We start from the raw sequence: 25,250 nt of genomic DNA on the forward strand, positions 1-25,250 counted from the left end.
GGCAATCTTAATTTTTCAAGGAAAAATTTGTGAACTCAAACCTCTACAATGATTACCAACAAATTCAAAAATCACATTCTAACTTATGCCCTCACAAAATCGCTGCCTTACTTCAGGTTTCAGAAGCACAACTAGTTCATTGCCGTGTAGGAAATGAGAAAGTTCTTCGATTATCAGGAAAACCGGCAGATATCTTGCAAAATTTAGTCTCTATCGGCCAAGCGAAGGGAATAACACGCAATAACTATGCCATCAGTATTCAAACCGGTGAGTATAGTAACCCGCGGTTTAGTCACCATGGCGGGCTATTTTTAAATCCTAAAGCACTCGATTTACGCATGTTTTTTGCACAATGGGATTCCACTTTTGCTCTTGTTGAAGAAACCTCAACAGGGCTACGCCATAGTATGCAATTTTTTGATAAGCATGGGGACGCATTACATCAGGTTTATGCTACAGATAAAACGGATATGGCTGAGTGGCAGGCTATTGTTGAACGCTATGCTTCGCTGGATAACTTACCTATTGTACCAAAAGAAATTCTCCCACCTTCAACACAAGAAATTAGTCAAGAACTAGCCACTGAGCTAGAACAACAATGGCGAGATATGACTAATGTGCACCAGTTTTTTGGAATTTTACAAAAACATAATTTAAGTCGTCAGCAAGTTTTCCGTGCGGTTAGCCAAGAATTAGCATGGCAAGTTCCTACCACCGCCTTATCTGATCTGCTTTCTCTTGCATACCAAGCACAAAATGAGGTGATGCTTTTTGTCGGAAATCGTGGCTGTGTTCAGATTTTTACTGGCAAAATAAAAGAGTTAACAAAAAATAATTCGCTCAATATTTCTGGTCATAACTTTCAATTGCATTTCATTGAAAATGGTATCTCCGAATGCTGGGTGACTCGAAAACCGACTAAAGATGGGTTTGTAACTAGTTTAGAGGTCTTTGATAAGCAAGGTAATCAACTTATTCAAATGTATGGGCAACGTATAGAAGGTACGCCAGAACAAATAGAATGGAGTGAACAAATTCTTTCTATATCTCGCTTATAATAAAAAGTATTAAAAAATTGTTGGGCTTCTAATGGTAAATTTCCGAATACTTTTTAAGCAAATATTGTGATTAAGTTAGAGATGAAATTTACCATAGAACCCTTTGCTTCATTAATTCACGACAGCGACATAAGCCACTTTTTGATATGGAAAGAGAATAATCCTCCATTATCCGCATAAAGTGTTTTACTTGTAGTTTATATTAGTTATTAACCCTGCAAATATTGTCATTACAGAGATTTCCAACCATGACAATTACCTCGGAATTTCCTGTTTATTGTTATATAAAAACGATTACAAATGGAACAATAATTTTTCAATTATTTACTTGGTTAATAATTTCGAATGGATTGAACAATTTTTTTGAACATAACAAAAAAAACGCCTTCAACTCACCTAGCAAAACAACAAAAATAACATAATTATTTGAATTAAAACATTTTTAAACATACAATAATGAATGTTTAAAATGTTAATTTTATCAACATCTATTGTACTAATAGCTATTCTCATTTAAAAACCGCACGTTTGGCCTATCGATATATCGGAAAAACAGGAAGAATAGACCCTAATTTCGTGAGTTATTATTAGTTATTAATGAACAATAGCCTACTTGAGTAGGAGGTAAATATGTCAGAAAGTGTAGTCAACGATATTGTTAAATGGCTTGAAAGTCAGTTGCAACGCAATGAAGGCATCAAAATCGACACAATTGCCGATAAAAGCGGTTATTCAAAATGGCATTTACAGCGTGTTTTCAAAGAAATGAAAGGTTGCACGCTTGGCGAATACGTCCGTAAACGTCGTTTATTAGAAGCAGCTAAATCATTACGTGAAGGTAACTTACCTATTCTTGACATCGCATTGCAATATGGCTTTAGCTCACAGGCGACATTTACCCGTATCTTTAAAAAGCACTTTGATACAACGCCTGCAAAATTTCGCCAATCAGGTGAATTGCCTGAATGCAAAAATTTTATGACCTGTAGTTGTCATAACTAATTATTTTAGAACATCCCTTCCTATTAGTTATTTGTAATTTTGAAGTCTATGTCTGAGCCGACTATGTCGGCTCAAGGTTGTTGGCAAAGCAAGATAAAAGTGTGATTTTTCTCGCTTTGTGTTATCAGTCGAAAATCAAAAAATTGATTTTCCTCTTTTATTTTCAATAACCTATTAGACCGCAGCTAAACATAAATGTTTATCCGCAGTCTGAGCCGACTATGTCGGCTCTTTTTTTAACTTAATTCATGGGCTAACCAGTTTTCCAAATCAGCCAACTGTTCCTGCAATTGCGGCCATTTCACAACCATCTCTTTGCTCAATGCACGTACTGTTTCTGCCTGATACGCTTTACCTGTCAATTGCTCACTCAGCCACTCTAAAGGAGATGGGTCTAAACTATCCGTAAAAAACTGACAGCGGTTTATCACACCTTTTTCGATATCAAAATGAAACTCAATTCCCCCCCAAGGAAAACGGGTATCTGAATAGTGAGAGAAAGCCGGGGCTTGCCCAAAATTCCATTCCCAACTACTTTGTTTTGCAAAGGTGTCTGTGAAATTTGGCAAATCAGGTAGTTTTTCAGGGGAAATATACTCAGCAGCGACCGTTTCACCGAAGTAATTAAAAAAGCTTTTAATTATTCCTTCGCAAACAATTTCATGAGAAATATTGGGGACAAGCTCAGATAAATTAGCCACACGAGAACGCACTGACGTAATTCCTTTTGCCTGTAATTTTTTCGGATCTGGATTCAGATAGTTTGCTAAGCGACTTAAATCTGCATTAATCAGCAAGGTTCCGTGGTGAAAACCTCTATCCTTCGTTTCTCGGTATGCAGAACCCGATATTTTTCGCGGACCACTTTCAGTCTCTAAAACTAAATCATTACGGCCAGAGATTTGTGCGTTAATACCGACAAGTGCCAATCCATCGACAATAATTTGTGTAGAAACTGTTTTGTCATATTCCGGTTTTCCTGCCATAAACGTAAAACAAGTATTACCTAAATCATGAAAAACAGCCCCACCACCGCTACTACGCCGTGCTAAACGAACATTATCTTCTTCCATCCTCCGAGTGTTACATTCTTTCCACGGGTTTTGTGCACGCCCTATAACCACCGTATCAGCATTTCGCCAAAGAAACATAACACGTTGGTCGGTTGGCATTTGTCGGAAAATGGTTTCTTCAACCGCAAGGTTAAACCAAGGATCGTAGGATTCAGAGATGAGTAAACGTACTGTTGACATTAGGCTATCCTTAAAACAAAACTTGCCCTTAAGATAGCATAATCACTAAAGAAAATAGCGAATTTAGATACGCCTTGCCTGCCAAAACACTTTTCGCCAATAAACGTTGTCCATTGATGAACGGATCACCCCTTTACTCGTTGATGCATGAATGAATGTATTATCGGTATCGTAAATACCCACATGCAATCCATTCTCTCCTGAACCTGTTTTAAAGAACACCAAATCCCCTGGCATCAAATCTGATTTATCAATCCGTGTGCCTAATTGAGTTTGATCTACCGTTGTACGAGGTAATTGAATGGCAAAGCGATCATTAAATGTGCGATAGACAAAACCGGAACAATCAACACCATTTTGATTCATGCCGCCATAATGATAAGGCGTACCATACCACTGCTCGAGTTGGTCTTTTAATTGCGCTATCGTCATAATTGGATCAGATAACTGTGTTTTTAGCGGCGGTGGTGGCGTTCTTTTAACGGATGTCGATGAACAACCAATTAAAACTAAACACAATAATAGTGGCAGGTGTTGTATTTTAATAACCATAAAGCACCTTATTTATCTATCTGATTACGATAACTTGCTTATATTATAGTGCGTGAAGACTATAATATAAGCAACTAAGAATTATTCTATTCTATCACTTGATGATTTATTAGGTCGGCTAATTAGCCATACCCCTAATAAAATAAAACAGATACCAATGGCCTTTAACCCTGTAGCAGGTTCATTAAACCAAGGTAAGAAAACTGCTAATAAATAAACGAAAACATAGCTTAAGCTAATAAGCGGATAAGCTTTATTCAATGCTATGTATTTTAATGCTAATAGCCAACATAACATCGATAACGCATAACAAACTAACCCTAAAAAAATAATTCCTAAACTAGTAATATTAGCGAGTAACCAATCCAATTGCAGCCAATGCCAGCCAAGTGCGAATGAGGGTAATTCAACTACCCCTGCTTTTAAGCTCAGTTGAGCGACTGTAACTAATAACGCACTGCCAATCACCCATAAATAACCCTTGTTCATGCGCTGATACTCATTAGCAAAATACCAAACATAATGGCAGCAACCCCTAACCAGTGGTTGAGCCCAGTTTGTTCTTTATAAACAAACTGGCCAATTAGCGTAATTAACACAAAATTAATACTTAGCATTGGATACGCGATACTTAGCGGCATGGTTTCCAATAATTTCAACCAAAACAACATGCCAAGCCCTAGCATGAAAACCGCCAGCACCAACCACCGAAGGGCTGATGCTGTTTTATTGGTTTTATTACTCTGCCAATTGACGACGGCTTGCTTTTGAGCCACTTGTCCAATACAGGTCAAAACGCTAACCAGCAATAACAGTAATAGTTGTGCAATCATTGTTGATGATAAACCACAATCGCCATACGAGAATTTTTAATAACTTCATCTGGCTTAGGAATATCTGGCAGACCTTCTTTACGGCCTAATAAAAAGACAACAGTTACCTGCCCTTCTTTACGTGCTTTTGTCAGCCATTGTGCAAACTGGTCCGGTTTTATTAAGCGATGTTGGCTATCTGGATATTCCAACCCATAACTTAACTCTCCACTACTATTGTATAAATAGATATTGGAATTTTGAGTTTCCCAAGCAAGGCCGGCTGCGACCCCAACATTACTTGCCATCAGATATTTGCTATTCATCAGTAAATCATGATTTTGATGAATAAAGTTTTGAGGTAATTTAGAATCGATGGTATTGTTCGGCAGAGCACTGCCAATACACAAACTCACGGCCAAAGAGCACGATGCGGCCCATAACCAATATTTCGCATTTAATACCGTACATAGGTAACCGATAATCGCCCAAATAGAAAAGGCAACGACACCTAACACCATTTTTGACCATTCATCAGGTTCGTATAACGGCTTTTTGATCACTGTGCTCACGACAATTACCGCTATAACCGCAGCGATCCCTAATACAACATTAATAATCCCATTAGCTTTCAATGCTTTCATTTTACCACTACGAACGCAGTCAACCCCATACTTTGCCATAAGCAATGCCAATGGCGCCATAAACGGCAACATATACGTTGGTAACTTACCGCGGGAAATACTGAAAAAGATGACGGGAACAACAAACCAGCACAGTAAGAAAAACATATCAGGACTAGATTTACGTTCTTTCCAACCTTTCATGATAGCACCGGGTAACAGCCCTGCCCATGGAATAGCGCCAAGAATAATAATCGGAATATAATACCAAAACGGTGCGATATGCTGAGCATCATCTGCCGTGAACCGCTTAATGTGCTCAATCCAAAAGAAATAATGCCAATAATCAGGCTCTTGTTTTGCAACCGCCAAAGCCCATGGCAAGCTGATAATAACCGCAGAAATTATTGCAAGCGGCCCATATTTGAGTAGCTCAAGAAACCGCTTTTGATAGATTGTGACAGGCAGCATGACAATCACTGGAATAGCAAGGGCTAAAAAGCCTTTGGTCATAAATGCCATGCCACAAGCTAGCCCAAGACAAAGCCACGCCGCTAATTTGGACTTTACTTCCCTCGATTTCATTGCCCACAAGCAACAAAACATACTTGCCGCTATCCATAAAGACAACATTGGGTCGAGTACACTGTAGGTCCCGATGGAAAACACTAAGAACATCGAGATATAAATGAGGCTTGCAACATAGGCAACGTGGTTATTACGCCACATCATCTTTGCCATACGATAGACAAGTAATGCACTGAGAAGAATACAAAAAACCGAACCAAAGCGAACAGCAAAATTAGTTTCACCAAAGATCATTTGGCTAATATTGTTTATCCAGTAACCTGCCACTGGTTTTTCAAAATAGCGTACATCCAGCATGTAAGGAACAATCCAATCGCCACGCTGTAACATTTCACGGCTAATTTCTGCGTATCGCGTTTCATCTGGTTGCCAAAGTAAACGACTATTCAACGGCAACAAATAGGTTAGGATAAAAAAAAGAGCCAGCAGAGAGGCTCCTACTTTGCTCGCTCGGTTATTCAACATAGGTTGCTTATTCCTCTTCTTGGCAGCCTAGCCAGCCTTCACGTCCGGGGAATGGTGCCCTCACCACACGCCCTTTGGGCAATGAATTCAAATTGTCTGGCAGTAATTCACTCAATGTACAGAATTGGATTTCTTCTTGTGTAATTCGTTCCAATAATTGTGAAAATTGTTCCGATTTGGACATTCCTTCCACTTCTGTATGGATAGTATAAACTGGAACGCCTTGATCTTCTTTAATTGCTTGAAGAATAAAATCATTAAATGCATCATCACTCACGACTGTCCCTACGACTTCATCGTAAGTCGGCAGTGTGACAGGGATTTGAACCGTCCCGAGTGAGCCATCGGCTAAAATTGGCCTAAATGGGTATTTACCACGACAATCACTGTTGTAGTCAAAGTTAAACGCTTGTTTAACTTCCAACACACGCTCATCACCTCGCCAACCAGCAACGGCAGAACAAGTCACTCGGTGTCCAATGGCTTGCTCCAGCGCATCCACCCCTAACTTAACTTGCTCTGTTAGTTGCGGTTTGCTCCATTTGGCAACTTTAGCCTGCCAACCTTGATGGTCCCATGCATGTAAGCCAACTTCATGACCAGCATCCAAAGTTTGTTTCATCAAATAACCTAAATCTTTAGCAATTTTTTTACCCGGCCATGCTGTGCCCGCTAATAAGATATCTAACCCATAAAGGGATGCAGCGTTCGACCTAAGCATTTTCCACAGAAATTTAGGACGCAAAAGGCGCCATAAATGGCGCCCCATGTTATCGGGTCCTACACTGAAGAAAAAGCTGGCCTGGATATTATGCTCTTTGAGCACTTTGAGTAGCTGTGGAACCCCTTTCAAGGTACCTTGGTAGGTATCCACATCAATTCTCAAGCCAACTTTTTTCATTAGTCTTTATTACCTAACTCTTCAACTGCACCTTGTAAGAAGAAATCTAATGTTTCTTCGATGGTATCTTTCATATCGATAGTTGGGACCCAATCCAGTAAACGACGTGCATTTTCAACACTTGGTTTACGGTGTTCAACATCTTGATACCCTTGGCCATAATAGCTGCTGCTTTCGATTTCACGGAAGCCTGCAAATGGAGGAAATTTCCCACGTTGAGGGTGTTTTTCGAAGCTTTCCAACAACATTTCTGCTAATTCACGAATACTCGCTTCGTTAGTTGGGTTACCGATATTGATGATCTGACCATCACATTTGCCATCTTTGTTTTCGATAATACGGAATAACGCTTCGATACCGTCTTTAATATCTGTAAAGCAACGTTTTTGTGCACCACCGTCAACCAGTTTAATTGGCGAACCTTCAACTAAGTTTAGAATTAACTGAGTAATCGCACGCGAACTACCAATACGTGCAGAATTCAAGCTATCTAAGCGAGGCCCCATCCAGTTGAATGGACGGAATAAGGTGAATTTTAAACCTTCTTTCGCACCGTATGCCCAAATCACTCGGTCAAGTAATTGTTTAGAAACTGAGTAAATCCAACGTTGTTTATTGATTGGGCCGACGATTAAGCGTGACTCGTCTTCATCAAACTCTTTATCATCACACATACCATAAACTTCAGACGTCGATGGGAAGATAATACGTTTGTTATATTTCACGCAGTAACGTACAACTTTCAAGTTTTCTTCAAAGTCTAATTCGAAAACGCGTAATGGATTACGGGTATATTCGATTGGCGTTGCAATCGCAACCAGAGGCAGAATAACGTCACATTTTTTGATGTGGTATTCAATCCATTCTGTATGGATGCTAACGTCACCTTCAATGAAGTGGAAGCGTGGGTTACCAATAAAACGCTCAATCGCAGAAGAACCGATATCCATACCATAAATATCGTAGTTACCGTCTTTTAATAGGCGCTCCGTTAAATGGTTACCAATAAACCCATTCACACCTAAAATAAGAACACGTGTGCGGCGTTTAACTTGTGCTGTTGGTTTTGCTCCAACACGGACATCAGTTACGATACCCATTTCGTTAGCAAGGCGGCTACCTTGCATATATAAACCAGTCTCGCTTTGGCCGCTAATCACTTCGATAGCGCCTTGCCCGCAAGCAATACGCAGTGGGTCACTCGAAAGTACCGTACCAGCTGCTTTACCTTGATTATCATCTAAAACGCGTGCGCGCCAGATAACCATTTTACGTGCGCCTAAATAAGTGAACGCACCTGGGTAAGGTTCAGTTACTGCACGAATTAAGCAGTTAACTTCTTTTGCGCTATTATTCCAATTAATCAAACCATCTTCAGCGGTACGACGACCAAAATATGTTGCTTGGCTTTCATCTTGTGCAACTGATTTGTAGCTACCAGCTTCAATTAATGGCAGTGTTTTATTCAATAAAACTTCCGCCGCTTCACGTACTTTCGCATGTAAAGTCAGGCTAGTGTCTGTATTGGTAATCGCCACTTTTTCTTGAGCAATAATATCGCCAGCGTCAGCTTTAGCTACCATTTTATGTAAGGTCACACCAGTTTCGCTTTCACCTTTTAATAATGCCCAATTAATAGGTGCTCGACCGCGGTATTTAGGTAGCAATGAGCCGTGTAAATTAAACGCACCTTTAGGCGCGATAGCTAACAGCTCTTCACTTAACATATCACGATAGTAGAAAGAGAAAATCACATCAGGTTTCATTTCGCGAATACGTTCAATCCATAATGGATGATTAACGTTTTCAGGCGCAAAAACAGGAAGCTCCATGTCAGCACTTAAACGCGCAACTGAGGAGTAAAAGTGGTTTTCATTTGGGTCATCAGTGTGTGTAAACACTGCTTGGATATCAAAACCTGCTTTTTCAAGCACTTTTAGCCCTACGCAGCCAATATCATGATAGGCAAAAACAATAGCTTTCATTAGTCTTCTTCCTGATTTTTGTCGGATTTCGCATCTGCTCCAACGACTTTTTGAATAAAATAACGAGGTCTTGCGCGCACATCATTGTAGATCCTACCGATGTATTCGCCCAGTAGCCCCATGGCAACAAATTGTGCACCAATAAACATAAAGAGTACTGCAAACAGAGTAAATACGCCATCTGCTGCCCACTCTGCGCCAAAAATTAAACGCAATGCAATTAACAATACCGCTAATAAAAAACCGCCAGCAGCAATAATACTTCCTACAACACTCAATAAACGTAGTGGCGCTGTAGTCAGGCATGTTAATAAGTCATACATTAAATTAATCAGCTTCATAAAGCTGTATTTAGAATCACCAAACTCGCGTTCTGCATGCGCTACATCAATTTCAATGGTTCTACGTGCAAATGTATTTGCCAAAATAGGAATAAATGTACTTCTTTCATGACATTGCAACATAGCTTGAATGATATGACGGCGGTATGCACGTAACATACAGCCGTAATCTCCCATTGAACGCCCTGTCGCTTTTGTGATCATCGCATTGATCATTTTAGAGGCTGTTTTGCGAAACCAAGAGTCTTGGCGATTCGCACGGCGCGTACCAACTACATCATAACCTTGCATAGCTGTTTGCACTAAACGTGGGATTTCCTCTGGTGGATTTTGTAAATCCGCATCCAAAGTAATCACTAAGTCGCCATCAGCTTGGTTAAAACCCGCCATAATAGCAGAATGCTGCCCATAGTTACGGTTTAAAATAATTGCAATAACGTGGTTATCTGGATTTTCTGCGGCTTCTGTAAGCATTTGTGCTGAACGATCGCTACTACCATCATCAACTAGAATTAATTCATAGGATTGAGTTAATTGTTTACATGACTTGATAGTACGTTCTAACAATTGCGGTAAACTCTGCTCTTCATTATAGACAGGGATAACCACTGAGACTTTTTTAATCTCATCAAATTCATCTGCGTGTGACACTATTTTGACTCCAAAAGAACTGCTTCTACAGCTTTAACGACCCGTTCAACATCTGCATCAGTCATATCGGGAAATAAAGGTAACGAACACAATGTGGCGCTATTCCATGTTGATTCAGGTAAAACTAACTTAGGGTATTTTTCGCGATAATATTTTTGTGTATGCGCGGCGCGAAAGTGCAACCCTGTTCCAATATCATGCTCTTTCAATTTTTCCATGAATGTATCGCGATCAATACCGCATGCTGCTTTATCGACACGTACCATAAATAAATGATTTGCATGTAAATGTGAGTAACTAGGGACACTCAACATTTGTAAAGGAGAATTTTTCAGCAACTCACGATAACGAGCTGTAAGTTCCGCACGACGCTGATTTAATTGCTCAACTCGTGATAACTGCACCACTGCAATCGCGGCGTGAATGTCCGATAAATTATATTTAAAACCGGGCTCAACAACCTCGGCTTGCGGCTTACGGCCTTGCATTTGTCTATCAAACGCATCAACCCCTAGACCGTGAAACTTGAGTGTACGTACACGCTGAGCAAGTTCATCGTCATCTGTTGCGACTAATCCCCCTTCCGCACAGGTGACATTTTTGATGGCATGAAAAGAAAAAATAGACGTTCCCTTTTCGCCAATCCACTCATCTTTATAACGAGTACCCACGGCATGTGCCGCATCTTCGATTAATGCTACACCGGCTTTTTGAGCAATCAAACGCAATGCGTCAAGATCACAAGGAGCTCCCGCATAGTGTACTGGGATAATAGCCTTTGTTTTTTCTGTTAACGCTTTTTCTACGGCATCAGGTTGGATCATTAATGTATCACGATCAACATCAATCATGACCGGTGTTGCCCCAAGCAACTCAATCATATTGATTGTAGATACCCATGTTTGAGAAGGCGTGATGACTTCATCACCAGGACCAATACCCAATGCCATTAATACAACATGCATGCCTGCAGTAGCTGATGACAATGCAATTGCATGTTTACAGCCATAACGCTTACAAAAATCGTTTTCTAGCTGATGATTCTGTGGGCCTGTTGTTATCCAGCCTGAACGCAGAACGTTTTCTACTGCCTTGACCTCTTCATCACCAATTGCTGGTTTTGAAAATGGTAAGAAATTGCTCATATTGTTAATAGCCTAGTTTTCATTGTGAATAGAATATTCTAGTTAATTATACTTTAACCGAACCTCAACACCTGCAAACATTGCGGGATTATCATGTAAAAATGTGTGATAAAAACAACTTATTGCTTATCCGCTAAATTTATAACCTGCCACACTTGATGAGATGTACTGTGACTTAACTTAATTTCAGACATAAATATGTCAGATAAATTATTTTCTGTCATTATGCACTCTGGTTTCCCTATTGCGACTAACTGTCCTTGTTTCATCATCCAAATACAAGATGCATTTTTATATGAATGACTAAGGTCATGACCACTCATTATAACGGTTCCTAAGCAATCACAAAAATATTTAATCCATTTATCAAGCATCGATTGCTGAATAATATCTAAATTATTGGTCGGCTCATCCAATAATATGAATTTTCCCTTGCATTGCTGTTTATCCCAAACCTGCAAAAATGCGGCTGTAATTCGAACCCTCTGCCATTCTCCACCCGAGAGTTGGCTAATAGGTTTACTTAATAATGATGTCAGTTGAAAATCTGAACATAAGCGCTCAAAAATATCATTGGAAAACAAGGTGTCAGGTGAAAAAAGGCCAAAGTATTGAAAAACTTTGAGTATAGGAACGTAACTAACTAATTGTGAAAGATAAGCACGCTGTTGGCTTAATTGTGCAATACGATATTGCCGTATACTTCGGCCATCAATTAAAATATCGCCGCCTACAGGTAAATAACCGCTTATCGCAGCTAATAATGTACTTTTCCCCGCCCCATTCGCACCCAATAGATGAATTTGTTCTCCAGCCCGCACTTGAGCTGAAACATTAATCAATCGAGTATCGACGGTAATATTTTTAATATCAATAATTAATTTGTTATCCATCACTTCTACCGCCATTGTTGGTGACGAATTAACAAGAAAATAAATATCGGTGCCCCTAAGGTGGCCGTAATAACACCAATAGGAACTTCAGCATTGTCGATTAATAACCGAGACAGTATATCTGCAATTAATAACCCTAATGCCCCTGCTACAGCAGAACCAACTAATAATACTCGGTTATCTGTTAAACCACTTAATCGCAATATATGAGGAATAACCAAACCAATAAAACTAATCGCACCCGCAATAGCGACGCTGAGGCCAATTAATACACCACTAATAATAATTAATATCACGCGCCATTTATGGACTGAGATTCCTAATTGATAAGCTTGTACTGTACCTAATGAAAGATAATTCAGTATATTACCTTGGAAGAGCACCCAAATTAAAAACGGTAAACAGCCAATAACAAGGCCAATTTGACGCCAATCAACCCCACTAAAACTCCCCATCATCCAATACAGTAACTGCCGCAAATCAAGGTTACTGCTCATATACACCATCCATGTCATACAAGCCCCACTAATCACACCAAGTGCAACCCCAACAAGCAATAAACTCGAATTATTCAAATTCTTACGACGAGCAAAGTAAAGCAATATGGAGGTAAATAATAAAGCCCCTATAATCGCGCTAACACTTAATAGCCAATAATGCGTCACACCAGATGATAATAATACAGTCAGCACCACCGCGACACCCGCACCATTACTAACCCCTAATAAGCCTGGTTCTGCTAAAGGGTTTTCAAATAAAGCTTGCATTATAGCCCCTGTGACTGCAAGAGCTGCGCCAATGACAATGACCGCTAGTGTGCGGGGAAAGCGAATTTGCCAGACAAACAACTGCGCGGGATCATCCATCCATTGGCTAGGCCAATACCAAATCTCCCCTGCACTGAGCGACAATATTGCAATGATAAAAAGGGAGAAAAACAAAAATACGATTAAACGTATGTCTGATTTATTTTGTTGTTTTTGTAATCCAAGCAAAGAATAAGTCATATATATATTTACTTATTTATTATTGAGTTAGAAAATTACCGTTTTTTATGCAAGATATATTATCACCATAGATTTAAATTAATTTTTAATTTTAACATAATCTCTATGGAAACCTATGAAAGCTAGAAACAATGCACTCAAATCATCACTGATAACAAATCCTCACGAAAATATGCGCCCCTCTAGTGAGAAGAAGAAAGGATTTATAAATTCAATTAGAAAAATTAATGTTCTGTCTAGTATAAAAAACTATATCTTACGCAAGTTTCAATCAAATACGGTCAAACACTATCCCACCTTCTCTACTGAAATGCCCCCAACCTCACCAATTTGTGAAAAAGACAAATTAGCTGCGAAAAAGATAGAGCAAGAAAACATAAAGGCTATCGATTACTGTAAAGAACTCACTGGCGATGAAAAAATGAATTATCTTCAGCTTAATAAACTGGGTAGCGCCATTTTAACTCACCCAAATTACAGGGAAACAATTGGTCTTTTTCGCACATCAGCAAATGCGCTTGAGCGTGATAAATTAGTCTCACACCTACTCGCAGCCAAGCCACTTAAAGAATATCTTTTAAACAAAGATATTGTTGATATTAAAATTCTTACTTCAGCTTACAAAAAGATTGCTGCTAATCTAATAGAAAAAAATATTCATTCATTAGAAACCTCTCCAAAATCCATTCATAAATTAGCCGATGTAGTACAACAAAAATCTGCGTTATTAAAGGAAATTTTCGCTCAAAACTCAATCAATCAAGACAAAAGAGAGCTACTGAAAGAACTAGATAAAAATGCTCAACATGCATTTTTATCTCTTGAAAAAACACCGTTAACACTACAATTAGTCATTCCTCTATTCGCTGAAATCACAAAAAATCAGCAAACAAATAAAATGGATGCTTACAACTTAGCAACTTGCTTTGCACCAAGTTTAGTCACTAGCTCAGGCCTACCTTTTGCTTCTCAGATTAAATTAAATAGTGACGCACAAATTTACATAGAAGCTCTAATTAATCACGATTTAAAATTGCAATCCTATGATGTCTAATCAACTCTCGACTACTATCACAGTTTCCAAAAACAAAAGACCGCCTAGGCGGTCTTTTTCTATATCAAACGATATAATTACTCTTTCGGTGTTGCTTTTTCTACACGGCTTTTTAATTTTTGGCCTGGGCGGAAAGTAACAACACGGCGTGCAGTAATTGGAATATCTTCCCCAGTTTTTGGGTTACGTCCGGGACGTTGATTTTTATCACGTAAATCAAAGTTACCGAATCCAGATAATTTTACTTGCTCACCATTTTCTAAGGAAAGGCGAACCTCTTCAAAGAAAGTTTCGACAAGGTCTTTAGCATCACGTTTGCTAACACCCAGTTTTTCAAACAAATTTTCTGACATTTCAGCTTTAGTAAGCGCCATAGGTTTAGTCCCTCAAGGAGGCTTGGAATCGCTGTTTTAACGCAGCAATACACAGATCAACGGTAGCAGTGATCTCTTCTTCTTCCATGGTACGTTGGGTATCTTGGAAGACAAGACTGATAGCAAGGCTCTTGTAGCCATCTGCTATTCCTTCACCACAGTACACATCAAATAAGTTTATGCCAACTATATGATTTATGCCAACTTTTTTACACTCTGCTAAAACTTCAGCAGCGGCCACATCTTCTGGCACGACTACAGCGATGTCACGGCGGTTCGATGGATAGCGCGAAATCGCCTTAGCTTCAGGGATGACACGTTGTGCTATCGCATCACTACGAACCTCAAACACCACCGTACGACCATTTAAATCGAGTTTGCGTTCTAATTCTGGGTGGACCACACCAATAAAGCCAATGTGTTCATTTTCCAGATAAATCCCAGCACTTTGACCTGGATGCAATGCAGGGTGTGCCTCAGATTTAAATGTAATTTGATTTAGTTTCCCAGTCAATTCAAAAACAGCTTCAAGATCACCTTTTAAGTCAAAGAAGTCAACAACTTGTTTATCTAATGACCAATGTTCTTCAAATCTATTGCCTGTGATGACCCCTGCAAGCATTGGTTCCTGACGGATTCCATATTCTGCTTGATTATCAGGAATAAAGCGCAGACCTGTCTCAAATAAACGAATTCTATTTTGTTGACGATTCTGATTATAGACAACCGTTCCTAATAAACCAGTCAACAGCGATAAACGCATCGCTGACATATCGACAGAAATCGGGTTAGGTAAAATCAATGCGTCTTGTTGTGGGTGCAGTAAAGCTTGAACTTTAGGATCAACAAAACTATATGTAATTGCTTCTTGATAACCACGGTCAACTAACATCGCTTTAATACGTTTTAAAGGTAAGTTAGCTTCTTTATGATTAGTCATGACCAGGTCGGCACGCAGTGGCACATCAGGAATACTGTTATAGCCATAAACACGCGCGACTTCTTCCACTAAATCTTCTTCGATTTGCATATCGAAGCGCCAACTTGGAGCAACAACATCCCATGTGTTAGCCGAAACCGTGACTTTACATCCTAAACGCGTCAAAATATCAGTGACTAACTCATCTTCAATAAAGTGGCCGATCAAACGGTCTAATTTATTGCGCGTCAGCTTAATATTGGCTGCTTTCGGTAAATGCTGTTCACTGGTGACATCAATGATTTCACCCACTTCACCACCGCAAATATCCACAATCAGTGAGGTTGCACGTTCAATCGCTTTAAACTGCAATTGTGGGTCAACACCGCGTTCAAAACGGTGTGAAGCATCGGTATGTAAACCGTAGTTACGTGCGCGGCCTGTAATCGATAATGGGTCAAAAAACGCACACTCTAATAAAATATTTTTGGTTTCGTTATTAACGCCTGAGTGCTCACCACCAAAAATACCCGCGATCCCGAGTGCTTTAGACTCATCAGCGATTACTAAGGTGTCTGATTTCAATGTTGCTTCGCTACCGTCAAGAAGAACCAGTTTCTCACCATCTTTAGCCATACGAGCAACAATAGCACCGTCTAAACGGTCTAGATCGTAGGCATGTTGAGGTTGGCCCAATTCCAATAAAACGTAGTTGGTAATATCCACAACAGCGTCAATAGAACGGACTCCACCACGACGTAGCTTTTCTTTCATCCACATTGGTGTCGGTGCTGAAACATCAATATCTTTGATCACTCGCCCTAAAAAACGTGGGCACGCATTTGGCGCTTCGACTCGAATTGGGAATGTATCTTTTGTTGTCGCAGATACAGCATTAATAACTGGTTCATTTAACGCTAATTTATTAATAACTGCGACATCACGTGCAACCCCAAGAATACTTAAGCAATCTGCACGGTTAGGTGTAATGCTGATTTCAATCGCATTATCATCAAGTTTTAGATATTCACGAATATCGGTACCGATAGTGGCATCCTGCGGCAATTCAATAATTCCGCTATGATCATCGGAAATACCCAGCTCAGAATAAGAACACAGCATACCTTCAGAAGGCTCGCCACGTAATTTTGCTGCTTTAATTTTAAAATCACCGGGCAATACCGCACCCACGGTAGCAACAGCAACTTTCAAACCTTGACGGCAGTTTGGTGCACCACAGACGATATCTAATAAACGCTCACCACCCACGTTAACTTTTGTGACACGCAGTTTGTCTGCATTTGGGTGTTGACCACACTCAACCACTTCACCGACAACAACGCCGTGAAATTGGCCAGCAACCGCATCTACACCGTCAACTTCCAAACCTGCCATCGTGATTTGTTCTGATAATGCTTCACTACTGATCGCCGGGTTCACCCATTCGCGTAACCATAGTTCACTGAATTTCATGAGATAGACCCGCCTTATTTAAACTGTTTGAGGAAACGAAGATCATTTTCGAAGAATGCACGTAGGTCAGAAACACCGTAACGCAGCATTGTTAAGCGCTCCATTCCCATACCAAATGCAAAACCTGAATAGACTTCTGGGTCAATACCTACATTGCGTAATACATTTGGATGCACCATTCCGCAACCTAATACTTCTAACCACTTACCATTTTTACCCATAACGTCAACTTCTGCTGAAGGTTCTGTGAATGGGAAATAAGATGGGCGGAAACGTACTTGGACTTCTTCTTCAAAGAAGTTATTCAAAAAATCATGTAATGTGCCTTTTAGATTGGTAAAGCTGATATCTTTATCAACAATCAGGCCTTCTGTTTGATGGAACATAGGTGTATGCGTTTGGTCGTAGTCATTACGATATACACGACCTGGGGCAATGATACGAATTGGTGGTTGTTGGCCATTCATTGTACGGATTTGCACACCCGATGTTTGCGTACGCAGTAAGCGTTTTGCATCGAACCAAAAAGTATCGTGGTCCGCACGCGCGGGGTGGTGAGCAGGTATATTTAGCGCATCAAAATTATGGTAGTCATCTTCGATTTCTGGACCTGTTTCTACAGAGAAACCCAATTCGCCAAAAAACTCTTCAATTCGCTGAATTGTACGGGTGACTGGGTGTAACCCACCATTTTCCATACGACGCCCTGGTAATGACACATCAATTTTTTCTGACACTAGACGTGCATTAAGAATTTCAGCTTGCATCGCGTCCTTACGGGCGTTCAGTGCATCTTGAACCTGTACTTTAGCTTCATTTATCACAGCCCCTGCTGCTGGACGTTCCTCAGCAGGCAGATCACGCAACGTTTTCATCTGTAGTGTGAAATGGCCGCTCTTGCCTAAATATTCAACACGCACTGACTCCAACGTAGCAACATCTTGGGCCTGTTCAATGGCTGCTTTTGCCTGTGCAACCAACTCAGCGAGATGTGGCATTGTTTCCCCTTTATGACCGCTTGGTCTTTTTGCTAGTTATTCACTATATATTTTAAGCTTCACATTCTATTTGGTAATGAATGAATACTTAACTGATTTTACTGCACTTAATTTAAAACTAGAAACAAAAAAGCCTCCCTAAGGAGGCTTTAGCGTAATTTTTCATTTCTTCTTTCTATTTACGCGCAAAAGCCCCCGAAATTCAGGTGCTAAAGTAAAAAAAGAAACGAAAAATCACAAAATGCATAGAATAAATTCCTAATAACTATCTGAGTCTAAAGTATTAACACAAATAGCTATAAATGAAAAGAGGAAGTTACCCTCCTCTTTTCAAGCAAACAATTAAGCTAAAGCGCCTTTCGCTTTTTCAACTAAAGCAGTGAATGCTGCTTTATCGAAAACTGCGATGTCTGCTAAGATCTTACGGTCGATTTCAATTGAAGCTTTTTTCAAGCCATTGATGAAACGGCTGTAAGACAGACCATTCTGACGAGCCGCAGCGTTGATACGTGCGATCCACAGTTGACGGAACTGACGTTTACGTTGACGGCGGTCACGGTAAGCGTATTGACCAGCTTTGATTACCGCTTGAAATGCTACGCGGTAAACACGTGAACGTGCACCATAGTAACCTTTCGCCTGCTTCAGAATTTTTTTGTGACGTGCACGTGCGATTACACCACGTTTTGCGCGAGCCATAGCTATCTCCTATCGTCTTTTATCTTAATTAACTAAATTGTTTACTTATGCGTAAGGCAGGCAAGCTACTACCAGACCCAGATCGCCCTTAGATACCATTCCTTTCGGACGTAAATGGCGTTTACGCTTAGTTGACTTTTTAGTCAGGATATGACGAAGGTTTGCATGCTTACGCTTAAAGCCACCGCCTGCAGTTTTTTTAAAGCGCTTTGCTGCGCCACGTACAGTTTTAATCTTTGGCATTTCTTTTATTTCCAACTTCGCATTGTGATTAACTACGAATTAACTAGGCGAATAACATCTATATTGCTATAAATGAATATTACTTGCAGGCCTAATTATTTCTTCTTCGGTGCTAGCACCATGATCATCTGACGCCCTTCAATTCTTGAAGGGAAAGACTCTACGGATGCCAGCTCTTCCAGATCAGCTTTGATGCGATTAAGCATTTCCAGACCAATCTGCTGGTGAGCCATTTCACGACCACGGAAACGTAGTGTAACTTTAGCTTTATCACCATCTTCCAGAAAGCGAGTCAGGTTGCGTAGTTTGACCTGATAATCACCTTCATCTGTACCAGGGCGGAATTTAATTTCCTTCACCTGAACAACTTTTTGTTTCTTTTTTTGCTCTTTTTGAGATTTGCTCTTCTCATAAAGGAATTTGCCGTAATCCATAATACGACAAACTGGCGGTTCAGCATTTGGGCTAATTTCAACTAGGTCTACACCTGCTTCTTCAGCTTTTTCAAGCGCTTCGCGTGCGCTCATGATGCCTAACTGTTCACCGTCTAAACCCGTTAAACGGACCTCTGGAACACGAATTTCATCATTAATACGATTTGGACGTGTTGTTGGGATTCTTTTTCCGCCTTTAATACTTCATTCCTCCAATTGGATAAAGAGATTTGCTTCTCTCAAGCAAATACACTCGTCACTCAATAGTTAATACCTGACGTGTGTACGATATTCTGTGTTTGTCTTCATGCGCTATGCACTGACAAAGTGATTCGACCGCGGATTTTAATGCTTATTGCCGGATTACTCAAGTAAATCTTGCAATAAATCACACTGAACTGTTTGAAAACTTGGCTATTGAGGCCAAATATTGCTTTGACGTAATTATCTTTATTCATTAATGAAGCAAATAACAAGACATAAAATACACCCGTATCTTAGCTACTATGAGATTACTTTCATCATTAATAAAAAGAAAACTCGGATAAAACAGAGAAGCAGCGCCCAAAATGAGCGCTGCTAGACTCTAGCAATTACTTCGCTATAACCATACTGGCTTAATTATTTTTTCTTTGGTGCCAATACCATGATCATCTGGCGTCCTTCAATCCTTGATGGGAATGATTCAACAGATGCCAGTTCATCCAGATCGGTTTTGATGCGGTTAAGCACTTCCAAGCCAATCTGTTGGTGAGCCATTTCGCGACCACGAAAACGCAGTGTCACTTTAGCTTTGTCACCATCTTCCAAAAAGCGAATTAGACTACGTAATTTAACTTGGTAGTCGCCTTCGTCTGTTCCTGGACGGAATTTAATTTCCTTCACTTGAACAACTTTTTGTTTTTTCTTTTGTTCTTTCTGAGATTTGCTTTTCTCATAAAGATATTTACCGTAATCCATGATACGACAAACCGGTGGTTCAGCATTTGGGCTGATCTCGACTAAGTCAACACCAGCTTCTTCTGCTTTAAAGAGGGCTTCACGCACACTCATAACACCAAGTTGCTCACCGTCTAAACCAGTGACACGGATTTCTGTTGCGCGAATTTCATCGTTAATACGATTTGGACGCGCTGTTGGGAGTTTTTTTCCGCCTTTAATACCTTATTCCTCCATCTGATTGAGTTGACGACTGCGGATCTCTTCAAGCAGTTTTGTCATGAATTCGTTGACATCAAGGCTGCCTAAGTCTTTACCACGACGGGTACGAACAGCGACTTTACCTGATTCAACTTCTTTATCACCACATACTAACATGTAAGGGACGCGACGCAGTGTGTGCTCACGGATCTTAAAGCCGATTTTCTCGTTACGTAAGTCCGCTTTCGCACGAATGCCAACACTTTGCAGCTTGCTTACTAATTCTTGAACATAGTCTGCTTGACTATCAGTAATGTTCATTACAACCACTTGTTGTGGTGCTAACCATGTTGGGAAAAAGCCTGCATACTCTTCTGTTAAGATACCAATGAAGCGTTCTAGTGAACCTAACACTGCACGGTGGATCATAACAGGAACGATACGTTCGTTGTTTTCACCTACATAGGAAGCTGTCAAACGACCCGGTAAGAAGAAGTCTAACTGGACAGTACCACATTGCCATGCACGGTCAAGGCAGTCATACAGTGTAAACTCAATTTTCGGGCCATAAAATGCGCCTTCACCTGGTTGGTATTCAAACTCAATACCTTTTGATTTCAGGGCGTTGGCTAAGTCTTCTTCCGCTCTGTCCCACATCTCGTCAGTACCGATACGTTTTTCAGGACGGGTTGATAGTTTTACAACAATTTTTTCGAAACCAAAAGTTGCGTAAACATCATAAATCATTTCAATACAGCTAGTGACTTCACTTAAGATTTGCTCTTCAGTACAGAAGATATGTGCATCATCCTGAGTAAAGCCACGCACACGCATTAAGCCGTGCAATGCACCTGATGGCTCATTACGGTGACAGCTGCCAAATTCTGCCATACGCAATGGTAAGTCACGGTATGATTTCAAACCTTGGTTAAAAATTTGTACGTGACCTGGGCAGTTCATTGGTTTTACACAATATTCACGGTTTTCAGATGACGTCGTGAACATAGCGTCTTTATAGTTATCCCAGTGACCTGTTTTTTCCCATAATACGCGGTCCATCATAAATGGCCCTTTCACTTCTTGATAATTATAAGCTTTCAGTTTAGTGCGTACGAAGGTTTCCAGTTCACGGAAAATTGTCCAACCGTCATTATGCCAGAATGCCATTCCCGGCGCTTCTTCTTGCATATGGTATAAATCTAACTGTTTACCAATTTTACGGTGGTCGCGTTTAGCTGCTTCTTCTAAACGTAATAAATAGGCTGCCAATTGTTTTTTATCAGCCCATGCGGTGCCGTAAATACGTTGCAGCATTTTGTTATCGCTGTTACCACGCCAGTATGCACCAGCCACTTTTTGTAGTTTAAAATGGTGGCAAAAACGCATATTCGGTACGTGTGGACCGCGACACATATCAACATATTCTTCGTGATGATATAAACCAGGGCGGTCATCTTGACTAATATTTTGATCTAATATTTCAACTTTATAGTCTTCGCCTCGAGCCACAAATGTTTCACGAGCTTCGCTCCAAGAAACACGTTTTTTCACCACATCATAATCTGTTTTGGCAAGCTCAAGCATGCGCTTTTCAAGCTTTTCCAAGTCTTCCTGGGTCAGCATGTGGTCTAAATCAACATCATAGTAAAAACCATTGTCGATAGTCGGCCCAATCGCCATTTTAGTGTTTGGCCATAATTGTTTGATTGCATGGCCTAACAGGTGAGCACAAGAGTGACGAATAATTTCGAGTCCGTCTTCATCTTTGCTCGTAATAATGGATACATTTGCATCATGTTCAATTATTTCACATGCATCAACGCGTTCGCCATTAATTCGACCCGCGATACAGGCTTTAGCTAAACCCGCTCCGATGTCTCGAGCAACATCCATCACAGAAACGGGATGGTCAAACTGACGCTGACTTCCATCAGGAAGAGTAATAACAGGCATTAAAAAATCCTTATCAGCAGTGGTGACCCACACGAAAGATCACTTGCTTGATTATTCCAAAGTTATAAATCAATACGTTACTAACGATTTCTCACTTCACTATGCAAGATATGTACACAAATATGGGAAACTTAAACGCCCTATTTCGTTACATCGTGAGCAACTCAACTGCTAATGATAACACAGACCTATTTTATGGTGATAGCGTAATACCGTGAATTGTTCTTCTTCATATGAAAAATCAACACCTTCCCGATTAAATGATGAATAAGTTATCCAATGCAGGAAATAGTTTTTCTTTTTGCTTGAAAAACACACGATACCAACGGGATCCACTAGGTGCGATTAACTCTTCACTGATTATCTTATTTTGTTGAAGAATGATAACCGATTGAATTGATTGCCATAATGAATAAACGATGTAGGACGTGGCAATTAACCCGAATAATAGTACAAAAATGTTATCTAATTTCTCTATTTGCCAAAATAAATAGACACAAAAGATAATTTGAATTAGCGCCCGAATAATAAAGGCAATACTAAAGAATGACTTCGCATGCTGTATCGTTGCAAAACAGGGATTGGACAGAGTTTGTCTTCTTTCTTGGACTGGAATACCATTCACATATACCATCCAATCAGAAACATCGCTATTTTTTAAGATTATTCCTTTTTCTTTCATTCCATGAATTTTAAATGAGACTACGACAGCCCAAACAATCCCAACGGTAAATAAATAAAGCATAAAACCACTTACCGAAAAAAAAGCAAAAAATACGCTAATCACTATAAAACACGCGAGCTTACCCGAATATATCCAAAATGGCGCAACCTGATAGTTCATTATTATCCTTAATATATTTTGTATAAATTTTGTAGTATACAAAACAGATTAAATGATAAAGCGTCTCATTTCTACTAATCTATAACCAACGTCTCGTTTGCTTACTGTAATCTTCCCACTCATTTTTAAATGATGCAGATAAAAAACGCTCTTCCTGTGGGATCGTATATAAATCAGTAATCAGCCAAAATACTAGCCCTGCGACCAAAAAGTAAGAAGAGTGCGAGAAAAAAGCTAAAGCCAAGCTCATTGATGTAAAAGCTAAATACATCGGATTACGTGAAAATCGATAAGGCCCATTAGTGACTAAATGCGTTGCCTTAACCGTAGGGTTTGGTGATGTTTTATGTTTATAAAAGTAGTAAAGACTCGTCGCGACCCAACTCACACTCTCCAGCGCAACTAATATACCTAAAATTCCCATCCAACCAGAAAATGTCCAGTCTAAAAGACCTTGCCTGAAAAGAAAATAAACCGCAATGCCATTAGCCACTAACCAATTCAATAATGGCAATTTAAATATATTCATTACATTACCCTTAAGCCAACATGATGTTATTAGCATAACATATATGAATATATAAATTTGAGCGGAAGAATAGATAGAGGGGTAATATTAACTGCAAAAAGATTAGTTACTGGAACCTAATGAAAACACACTTTTTAAACCTTCTAATTTACTGTATTCCTGCTGGCAAACTAAATTTCGGACATCACTTGGCATAGAATCAATTCTGGTTTGAATATTAGCCAGTTGTTCATCTAAGCTATTCATTCCTTTTACATCAACGATATCCTGATTCACTTTAAGATAGTTAGCAAAACTTTGCAGGTTATCCTCTAAGCTATTACAAATATCATTACTGGCTAAACTCTGCGGTAAAATAGCACTGAGTGAAGTTGGTAAGACTTGAGATATATTCGGATAAATACTTTGCTTCCACTGCTGAGGAAAAACGATTAGTACCATGGCGGCTGCCAAAACTAATAGCATAGACGCTCCGGCTAATGTCGCTATAAGTTTTTTCATTCTTTTTCCTATTACTCAAAATTAACTGAAAATAGGATATACAACTCTGCGTAAAGCTATTTTTAAAACTAAAAATCCTTTGTAAAGAAATCCATAACTCTTTTTAATAAAATTTCATTTCTTCATACGGTTTTTCTTGGCAGCTCTTTAAGCGTTGTAATAAACCGCCTACATGTAATTCTAATTTGTGGCCATCCGGATCAAGAAAATAAAAAGAATCTCCTTCACTTTTATTTTCTTTCCAGACAATGACATTCGCTTGCATTAGCCTATCAACAACGATAAGAAAGTCTTTCGCATCAACGTTAAAGGCATAGTGTGTATAATCCGTTTTTTCTGGGGACAAAAATTGGCGAGTTGTATCTAATGATAAACATAACCATAAATCGCCACAGGAAATATAGGCGCCCTTTTTCCAACTCGCATGTAACTTCATACCAAGTAGTGATTGATAAAAACTAATACTTTTATCTAAGTCAGTTACCGCTAAAGTTAAATGGTTGATTCCGTTTAACATATTTTTTTACTCTTGGGTTGTCTGTTACATTGAATTCTTTTAATGAATTTACATAAATTATCAGTAAATAACATTGCAGCAGATATACTACATTCCATATCAACTTAATGACAACCTGTTACGAAATGCCCTTAACCTTTTTATCCCCCTATAAAAAGGTTTTTTTTTGCCTATAAAAATTGAATACTTTTACCACAACAACTCATCCAATTGTTATTTAACAAAAAAAACAAGTTACTCACAGTTCAAGGCCACGGTTATCCACAGTTAATGTGAACAACTCCAATTATCTACAA

General features: G+C 39.5%; 27 protein-coding genes and 1 other annotated feature. Of the genes, 3 read left to right on the forward strand and 24 right to left on the reverse strand.

Annotation, left to right across the window (positions count from 1 at the left end):
- Positions 1-29 precede the first annotated feature (29 nt).
- Together PR725_RS08530 and PR725_RS08535 are read left to right on the forward strand one after the other, a co-directional pair.
- Positions 30-1,058, forward strand: coding sequence for a hemin-degrading factor (locus tag PR725_RS08530; RefSeq protein ID WP_109911256.1), 1,029 nt, complete (start codon positions 30-32; stop codon positions 1,056-1,058).
- A 630-nt stretch (positions 1,059-1,688) separates the two neighbouring features.
- Positions 1,689-2,060, forward strand: coding sequence for a helix-turn-helix domain-containing protein (locus PR725_RS08535; RefSeq protein WP_004910390.1), 372 nt, complete (start codon positions 1,689-1,691; stop codon positions 2,058-2,060).
- A 236-nt stretch (positions 2,061-2,296) separates the two neighbouring features.
- Here the strand turns inward: PR725_RS08535 and PR725_RS08540 are convergent, their stop codons facing one another.
- The 11 genes from PR725_RS08540 to btuC all read right to left on the reverse strand — a co-directional run bounded on the left by PR725_RS08540 (position 2,297) and on the right by btuC (position 13,276).
- On the reverse strand, positions 2,297-3,313 hold the full coding sequence (locus tag PR725_RS08540; protein ID WP_109911255.1) for a lipoate--protein ligase A: 1,017 nt from the start codon (positions 3,311-3,313) through the stop codon (positions 2,297-2,299).
- Between the two features lie 63 nt (positions 3,314-3,376).
- Positions 3,377-3,865, reverse strand: coding sequence for a C40 family peptidase (locus PR725_RS08545; protein WP_004910384.1), 489 nt, complete (start codon positions 3,863-3,865; stop codon positions 3,377-3,379).
- 81 nt (positions 3,866-3,946) lie between these two features.
- Entirely contained in the window at positions 3,947-4,354 is a 408-nt protein-coding gene (arnF, locus tag PR725_RS08550; RefSeq protein ID WP_004910382.1) for a 4-amino-4-deoxy-L-arabinose-phosphoundecaprenol flippase subunit ArnF, read from the reverse strand.
- Positions 4,351-4,698, reverse strand: a complete 348-nt coding sequence (gene arnE / locus PR725_RS08555; RefSeq protein WP_209101390.1) for a 4-amino-4-deoxy-L-arabinose-phosphoundecaprenol flippase subunit ArnE — start codon at positions 4,696-4,698, stop codon at positions 4,351-4,353. The genes arnF and arnE overlap by 4 nt, the downstream gene beginning before the upstream one ends.
- Positions 4,695-6,353: a lipid IV(A) 4-amino-4-deoxy-L-arabinosyltransferase gene (arnT, locus tag PR725_RS08560; protein WP_109911254.1), complete on the reverse strand. Its 1,659-nt coding sequence runs from the start codon at positions 6,351-6,353 to the stop codon at positions 4,695-4,697. The genes arnE and arnT overlap by 4 nt, the downstream gene beginning before the upstream one ends.
- 7 nt (positions 6,354-6,360) lie before the next feature.
- Positions 6,361-7,254 (reverse strand): 4-deoxy-4-formamido-L-arabinose-phosphoundecaprenol deformylase, encoded by an 894-nt coding sequence (gene arnD, locus PR725_RS08565; RefSeq protein ID WP_115167380.1) that lies wholly within the window; start codon positions 7,252-7,254, stop codon positions 6,361-6,363.
- Entirely contained in the window at positions 7,254-9,239 is a 1,986-nt protein-coding gene (arnA, locus tag PR725_RS08570; protein WP_272568549.1) for a bifunctional UDP-4-amino-4-deoxy-L-arabinose formyltransferase/UDP-glucuronic acid oxidase ArnA, read from the reverse strand. Before arnA ends, arnD begins: the two co-directional genes overlap by 1 nt.
- Positions 9,239-10,231, reverse strand: a complete 993-nt coding sequence (gene arnC / locus PR725_RS08575; RefSeq protein ID WP_004910377.1) for an undecaprenyl-phosphate 4-deoxy-4-formamido-L-arabinose transferase — start codon at positions 10,229-10,231, stop codon at positions 9,239-9,241. Before arnC ends, arnA begins: the two co-directional genes overlap by 1 nt.
- Positions 10,231-11,376: a UDP-4-amino-4-deoxy-L-arabinose aminotransferase gene (gene arnB / locus PR725_RS08580; protein ID WP_272568550.1), complete on the reverse strand. Its 1,146-nt coding sequence runs from the start codon at positions 11,374-11,376 to the stop codon at positions 10,231-10,233. The genes arnC and arnB overlap by 1 nt, the downstream gene beginning before the upstream one ends.
- A 119-nt stretch (positions 11,377-11,495) precedes the next feature.
- Complete coding sequence (gene btuD, locus PR725_RS08585) at positions 11,496-12,269, reverse strand: vitamin B12 ABC transporter ATP-binding protein BtuD (RefSeq protein ID WP_227024177.1); 774 nt, start codon at positions 12,267-12,269, stop codon at positions 11,496-11,498.
- A 5-nt stretch (positions 12,270-12,274) separates the two neighbouring features.
- Positions 12,275-13,276, reverse strand: a complete 1,002-nt coding sequence (gene btuC, locus PR725_RS08590) for a vitamin B12 ABC transporter permease BtuC (RefSeq protein ID WP_210845003.1) — start codon at positions 13,274-13,276, stop codon at positions 12,275-12,277.
- 115 nt (positions 13,277-13,391) lie between these two features.
- Here btuC and PR725_RS08595 point away from each other — a divergent pair, with 115 nt between their 5' ends.
- The gene (locus PR725_RS08595) at positions 13,392-14,330 is read left to right on the forward strand and encodes a RhoGAP domain-containing protein (protein ID WP_272568551.1); all 939 of its coding nucleotides are present in this window, start codon (positions 13,392-13,394) and stop codon (positions 14,328-14,330) included.
- A 77-nt stretch (positions 14,331-14,407) separates the two neighbouring features.
- On the opposite strand, the gene ihfA is transcribed toward PR725_RS08595, so the two are convergent.
- The 13 genes from ihfA to fos all read right to left on the reverse strand — a co-directional run bounded on the left by ihfA (position 14,408) and on the right by fos (position 24,954).
- Positions 14,408-14,704 (reverse strand): integration host factor subunit alpha, encoded by a 297-nt coding sequence (gene ihfA, locus PR725_RS08600; RefSeq protein WP_004263721.1) that lies wholly within the window; start codon positions 14,702-14,704, stop codon positions 14,408-14,410.
- Between the two features lie 4 nt (positions 14,705-14,708).
- On the reverse strand, positions 14,709-17,096 hold the full coding sequence (pheT, locus tag PR725_RS08605) for a phenylalanine--tRNA ligase subunit beta (protein ID WP_272523840.1): 2,388 nt from the start codon (positions 17,094-17,096) through the stop codon (positions 14,709-14,711).
- 14 nt (positions 17,097-17,110) lie between these two features.
- Positions 17,111-18,094 carry a phenylalanine--tRNA ligase subunit alpha gene (gene pheS / locus PR725_RS08610; RefSeq protein WP_004263717.1) on the reverse strand — a complete coding sequence of 328 codons (984 nt, stop codon included), beginning with the start codon at positions 18,092-18,094 and terminating at the stop codon, positions 17,111-17,113.
- A gap of 123 nt (positions 18,095-18,217) precedes the next feature.
- Positions 18,218-18,347: a sequence feature (Phe leader region), on the reverse strand.
- Entirely contained in the window at positions 18,297-18,341 is a 45-nt protein-coding gene (pheM, locus tag PR725_RS21860; RefSeq protein WP_123382177.1) for a pheST operon leader peptide PheM, read from the reverse strand. It overlaps the preceding feature by 45 nt.
- A gap of 89 nt (positions 18,348-18,436) precedes the next feature.
- Positions 18,437-18,793: a 50S ribosomal protein L20 gene (rplT, locus tag PR725_RS08615; RefSeq protein ID WP_004263714.1), complete on the reverse strand. Its 357-nt coding sequence runs from the start codon at positions 18,791-18,793 to the stop codon at positions 18,437-18,439.
- Positions 18,794-18,838: 45 nt separating this feature from the next.
- The gene (gene rpmI, locus PR725_RS08620; protein WP_004263702.1) at positions 18,839-19,036 is read right to left on the reverse strand and encodes a 50S ribosomal protein L35; all 198 of its coding nucleotides are present in this window, start codon (positions 19,034-19,036) and stop codon (positions 18,839-18,841) included.
- 95 nt (positions 19,037-19,131) lie between these two features.
- Entirely contained in the window at positions 19,132-19,671 is a 540-nt protein-coding gene (gene infC / locus PR725_RS08625; protein ID WP_071524539.1) for a translation initiation factor IF-3, read from the reverse strand.
- A gap of 420 nt (positions 19,672-20,091) precedes the next feature.
- Positions 20,092-20,631, reverse strand: coding sequence for a translation initiation factor IF-3 (gene infC, locus PR725_RS08630; RefSeq protein ID WP_071524538.1), 540 nt, complete (start codon positions 20,629-20,631; stop codon positions 20,092-20,094).
- Between the two features lie 3 nt (positions 20,632-20,634).
- Positions 20,635-22,563 (reverse strand): threonine--tRNA ligase, encoded by a 1,929-nt coding sequence (thrS, locus tag PR725_RS08635; RefSeq protein ID WP_004910357.1) that lies wholly within the window; start codon positions 22,561-22,563, stop codon positions 20,635-20,637.
- Between the two features lie 256 nt (positions 22,564-22,819).
- A complete protein-coding gene (locus PR725_RS08640; RefSeq protein WP_109911245.1) occupies positions 22,820-23,407 on the reverse strand; it encodes a hypothetical protein in 588 nt (195 codons plus the stop codon).
- Positions 23,408-23,486: 79 nt separating this feature from the next.
- Positions 23,487-23,936 carry a methyltransferase family protein gene (locus PR725_RS08645; protein ID WP_004910353.1) on the reverse strand — a complete coding sequence of 150 codons (450 nt, stop codon included), beginning with the start codon at positions 23,934-23,936 and terminating at the stop codon, positions 23,487-23,489.
- Positions 23,937-24,038: 102 nt separating this feature from the next.
- Positions 24,039-24,437 (reverse strand): hypothetical protein, encoded by a 399-nt coding sequence (locus PR725_RS08650; protein WP_004910352.1) that lies wholly within the window; start codon positions 24,435-24,437, stop codon positions 24,039-24,041.
- 103 nt (positions 24,438-24,540) lie between these two features.
- On the reverse strand, positions 24,541-24,954 hold the full coding sequence (fos, locus tag PR725_RS08655; protein ID WP_109911244.1) for a fosfomycin resistance glutathione transferase: 414 nt from the start codon (positions 24,952-24,954) through the stop codon (positions 24,541-24,543).
- Positions 24,955-25,250 lie beyond the last annotated feature (296 nt).

The sequence above is a fragment of the Providencia sp. PROV255 genome, from assembly GCF_028478065.1.
Taxonomy (GTDB): domain Bacteria; phylum Pseudomonadota; class Gammaproteobacteria; order Enterobacterales; family Enterobacteriaceae; genus Providencia; species Providencia rettgeri.

Coding starts and splice junctions, on each gene's coding strand:
- pheS (WP_004263717.1), bottom strand. CDS start 18,094: ATGCCACATCTCGCTGAGTTGGTTGCACAGGCAAAAGCAGCCATTGAA.
- PR725_RS08535 (WP_004910390.1), top strand. CDS start 1,689: ATGTCAGAAAGTGTAGTCAACGATATTGTTAAATGGCTTGAAAGTCAG.
- PR725_RS08650 (WP_004910352.1), bottom strand. CDS start 24,437: ATGAAAAAACTTATAGCGACATTAGCCGGAGCGTCTATGCTATTAGTT.
- ihfA (WP_004263721.1), bottom strand. CDS start 14,704: ATGGCGCTTACTAAAGCTGAAATGTCAGAAAATTTGTTTGAAAAACTG.
- pheT (WP_272523840.1), bottom strand. CDS start 17,096: ATGAAATTCAGTGAACTATGGTTACGCGAATGGGTGAACCCGGCGATC.
- arnB (WP_272568550.1), bottom strand. CDS start 11,376: ATGAGCAATTTCTTACCATTTTCAAAACCAGCAATTGGTGATGAAGAG.
- btuC (WP_210845003.1), bottom strand. CDS start 13,276: ATGACTTATTCTTTGCTTGGATTACAAAAACAACAAAATAAATCAGAC.
- arnF (WP_004910382.1), bottom strand. CDS start 4,354: ATGAACAAGGGTTATTTATGGGTGATTGGCAGTGCGTTATTAGTTACA.
- PR725_RS08545 (WP_004910384.1), bottom strand. CDS start 3,865: ATGGTTATTAAAATACAACACCTGCCACTATTATTGTGTTTAGTTTTA.
- PR725_RS08595 (WP_272568551.1), top strand. CDS start 13,392: ATGAAAGCTAGAAACAATGCACTCAAATCATCACTGATAACAAATCCT.
- PR725_RS08640 (WP_109911245.1), bottom strand. CDS start 23,407: ATGAACTATCAGGTTGCGCCATTTTGGATATATTCGGGTAAGCTCGCG.
- PR725_RS08540 (WP_109911255.1), bottom strand. CDS start 3,313: ATGTCAACAGTACGTTTACTCATCTCTGAATCCTACGATCCTTGGTTT.
- rplT (WP_004263714.1), bottom strand. CDS start 18,793: ATGGCTCGCGCAAAACGTGGTGTAATCGCACGTGCACGTCACAAAAAA.
- arnE (WP_209101390.1), bottom strand. CDS start 4,698: ATGATTGCACAACTATTACTGTTATTGCTGGTTAGCGTTTTGACCTGT.
- fos (WP_109911244.1), bottom strand. CDS start 24,954: ATGTTAAACGGAATCAACCATTTAACTTTAGCGGTAACTGACTTAGAT.
- btuD (WP_227024177.1), bottom strand. CDS start 12,269: ATGGATAACAAATTAATTATTGATATTAAAAATATTACCGTCGATACT.
- arnD (WP_115167380.1), bottom strand. CDS start 7,254: ATGAAAAAAGTTGGCTTGAGAATTGATGTGGATACCTACCAAGGTACC.
- PR725_RS08645 (WP_004910353.1), bottom strand. CDS start 23,936: ATGAATATATTTAAATTGCCATTATTGAATTGGTTAGTGGCTAATGGC.
- thrS (WP_004910357.1), bottom strand. CDS start 22,563: ATGCCTGTTATTACTCTTCCTGATGGAAGTCAGCGTCAGTTTGACCAT.
- rpmI (WP_004263702.1), bottom strand. CDS start 19,036: ATGCCAAAGATTAAAACTGTACGTGGCGCAGCAAAGCGCTTTAAAAAA.
- arnA (WP_272568549.1), bottom strand. CDS start 9,239: ATGAAAGCTATTGTTTTTGCCTATCATGATATTGGCTGCGTAGGGCTA.
- arnT (WP_109911254.1), bottom strand. CDS start 6,353: ATGTTGAATAACCGAGCGAGCAAAGTAGGAGCCTCTCTGCTGGCTCTT.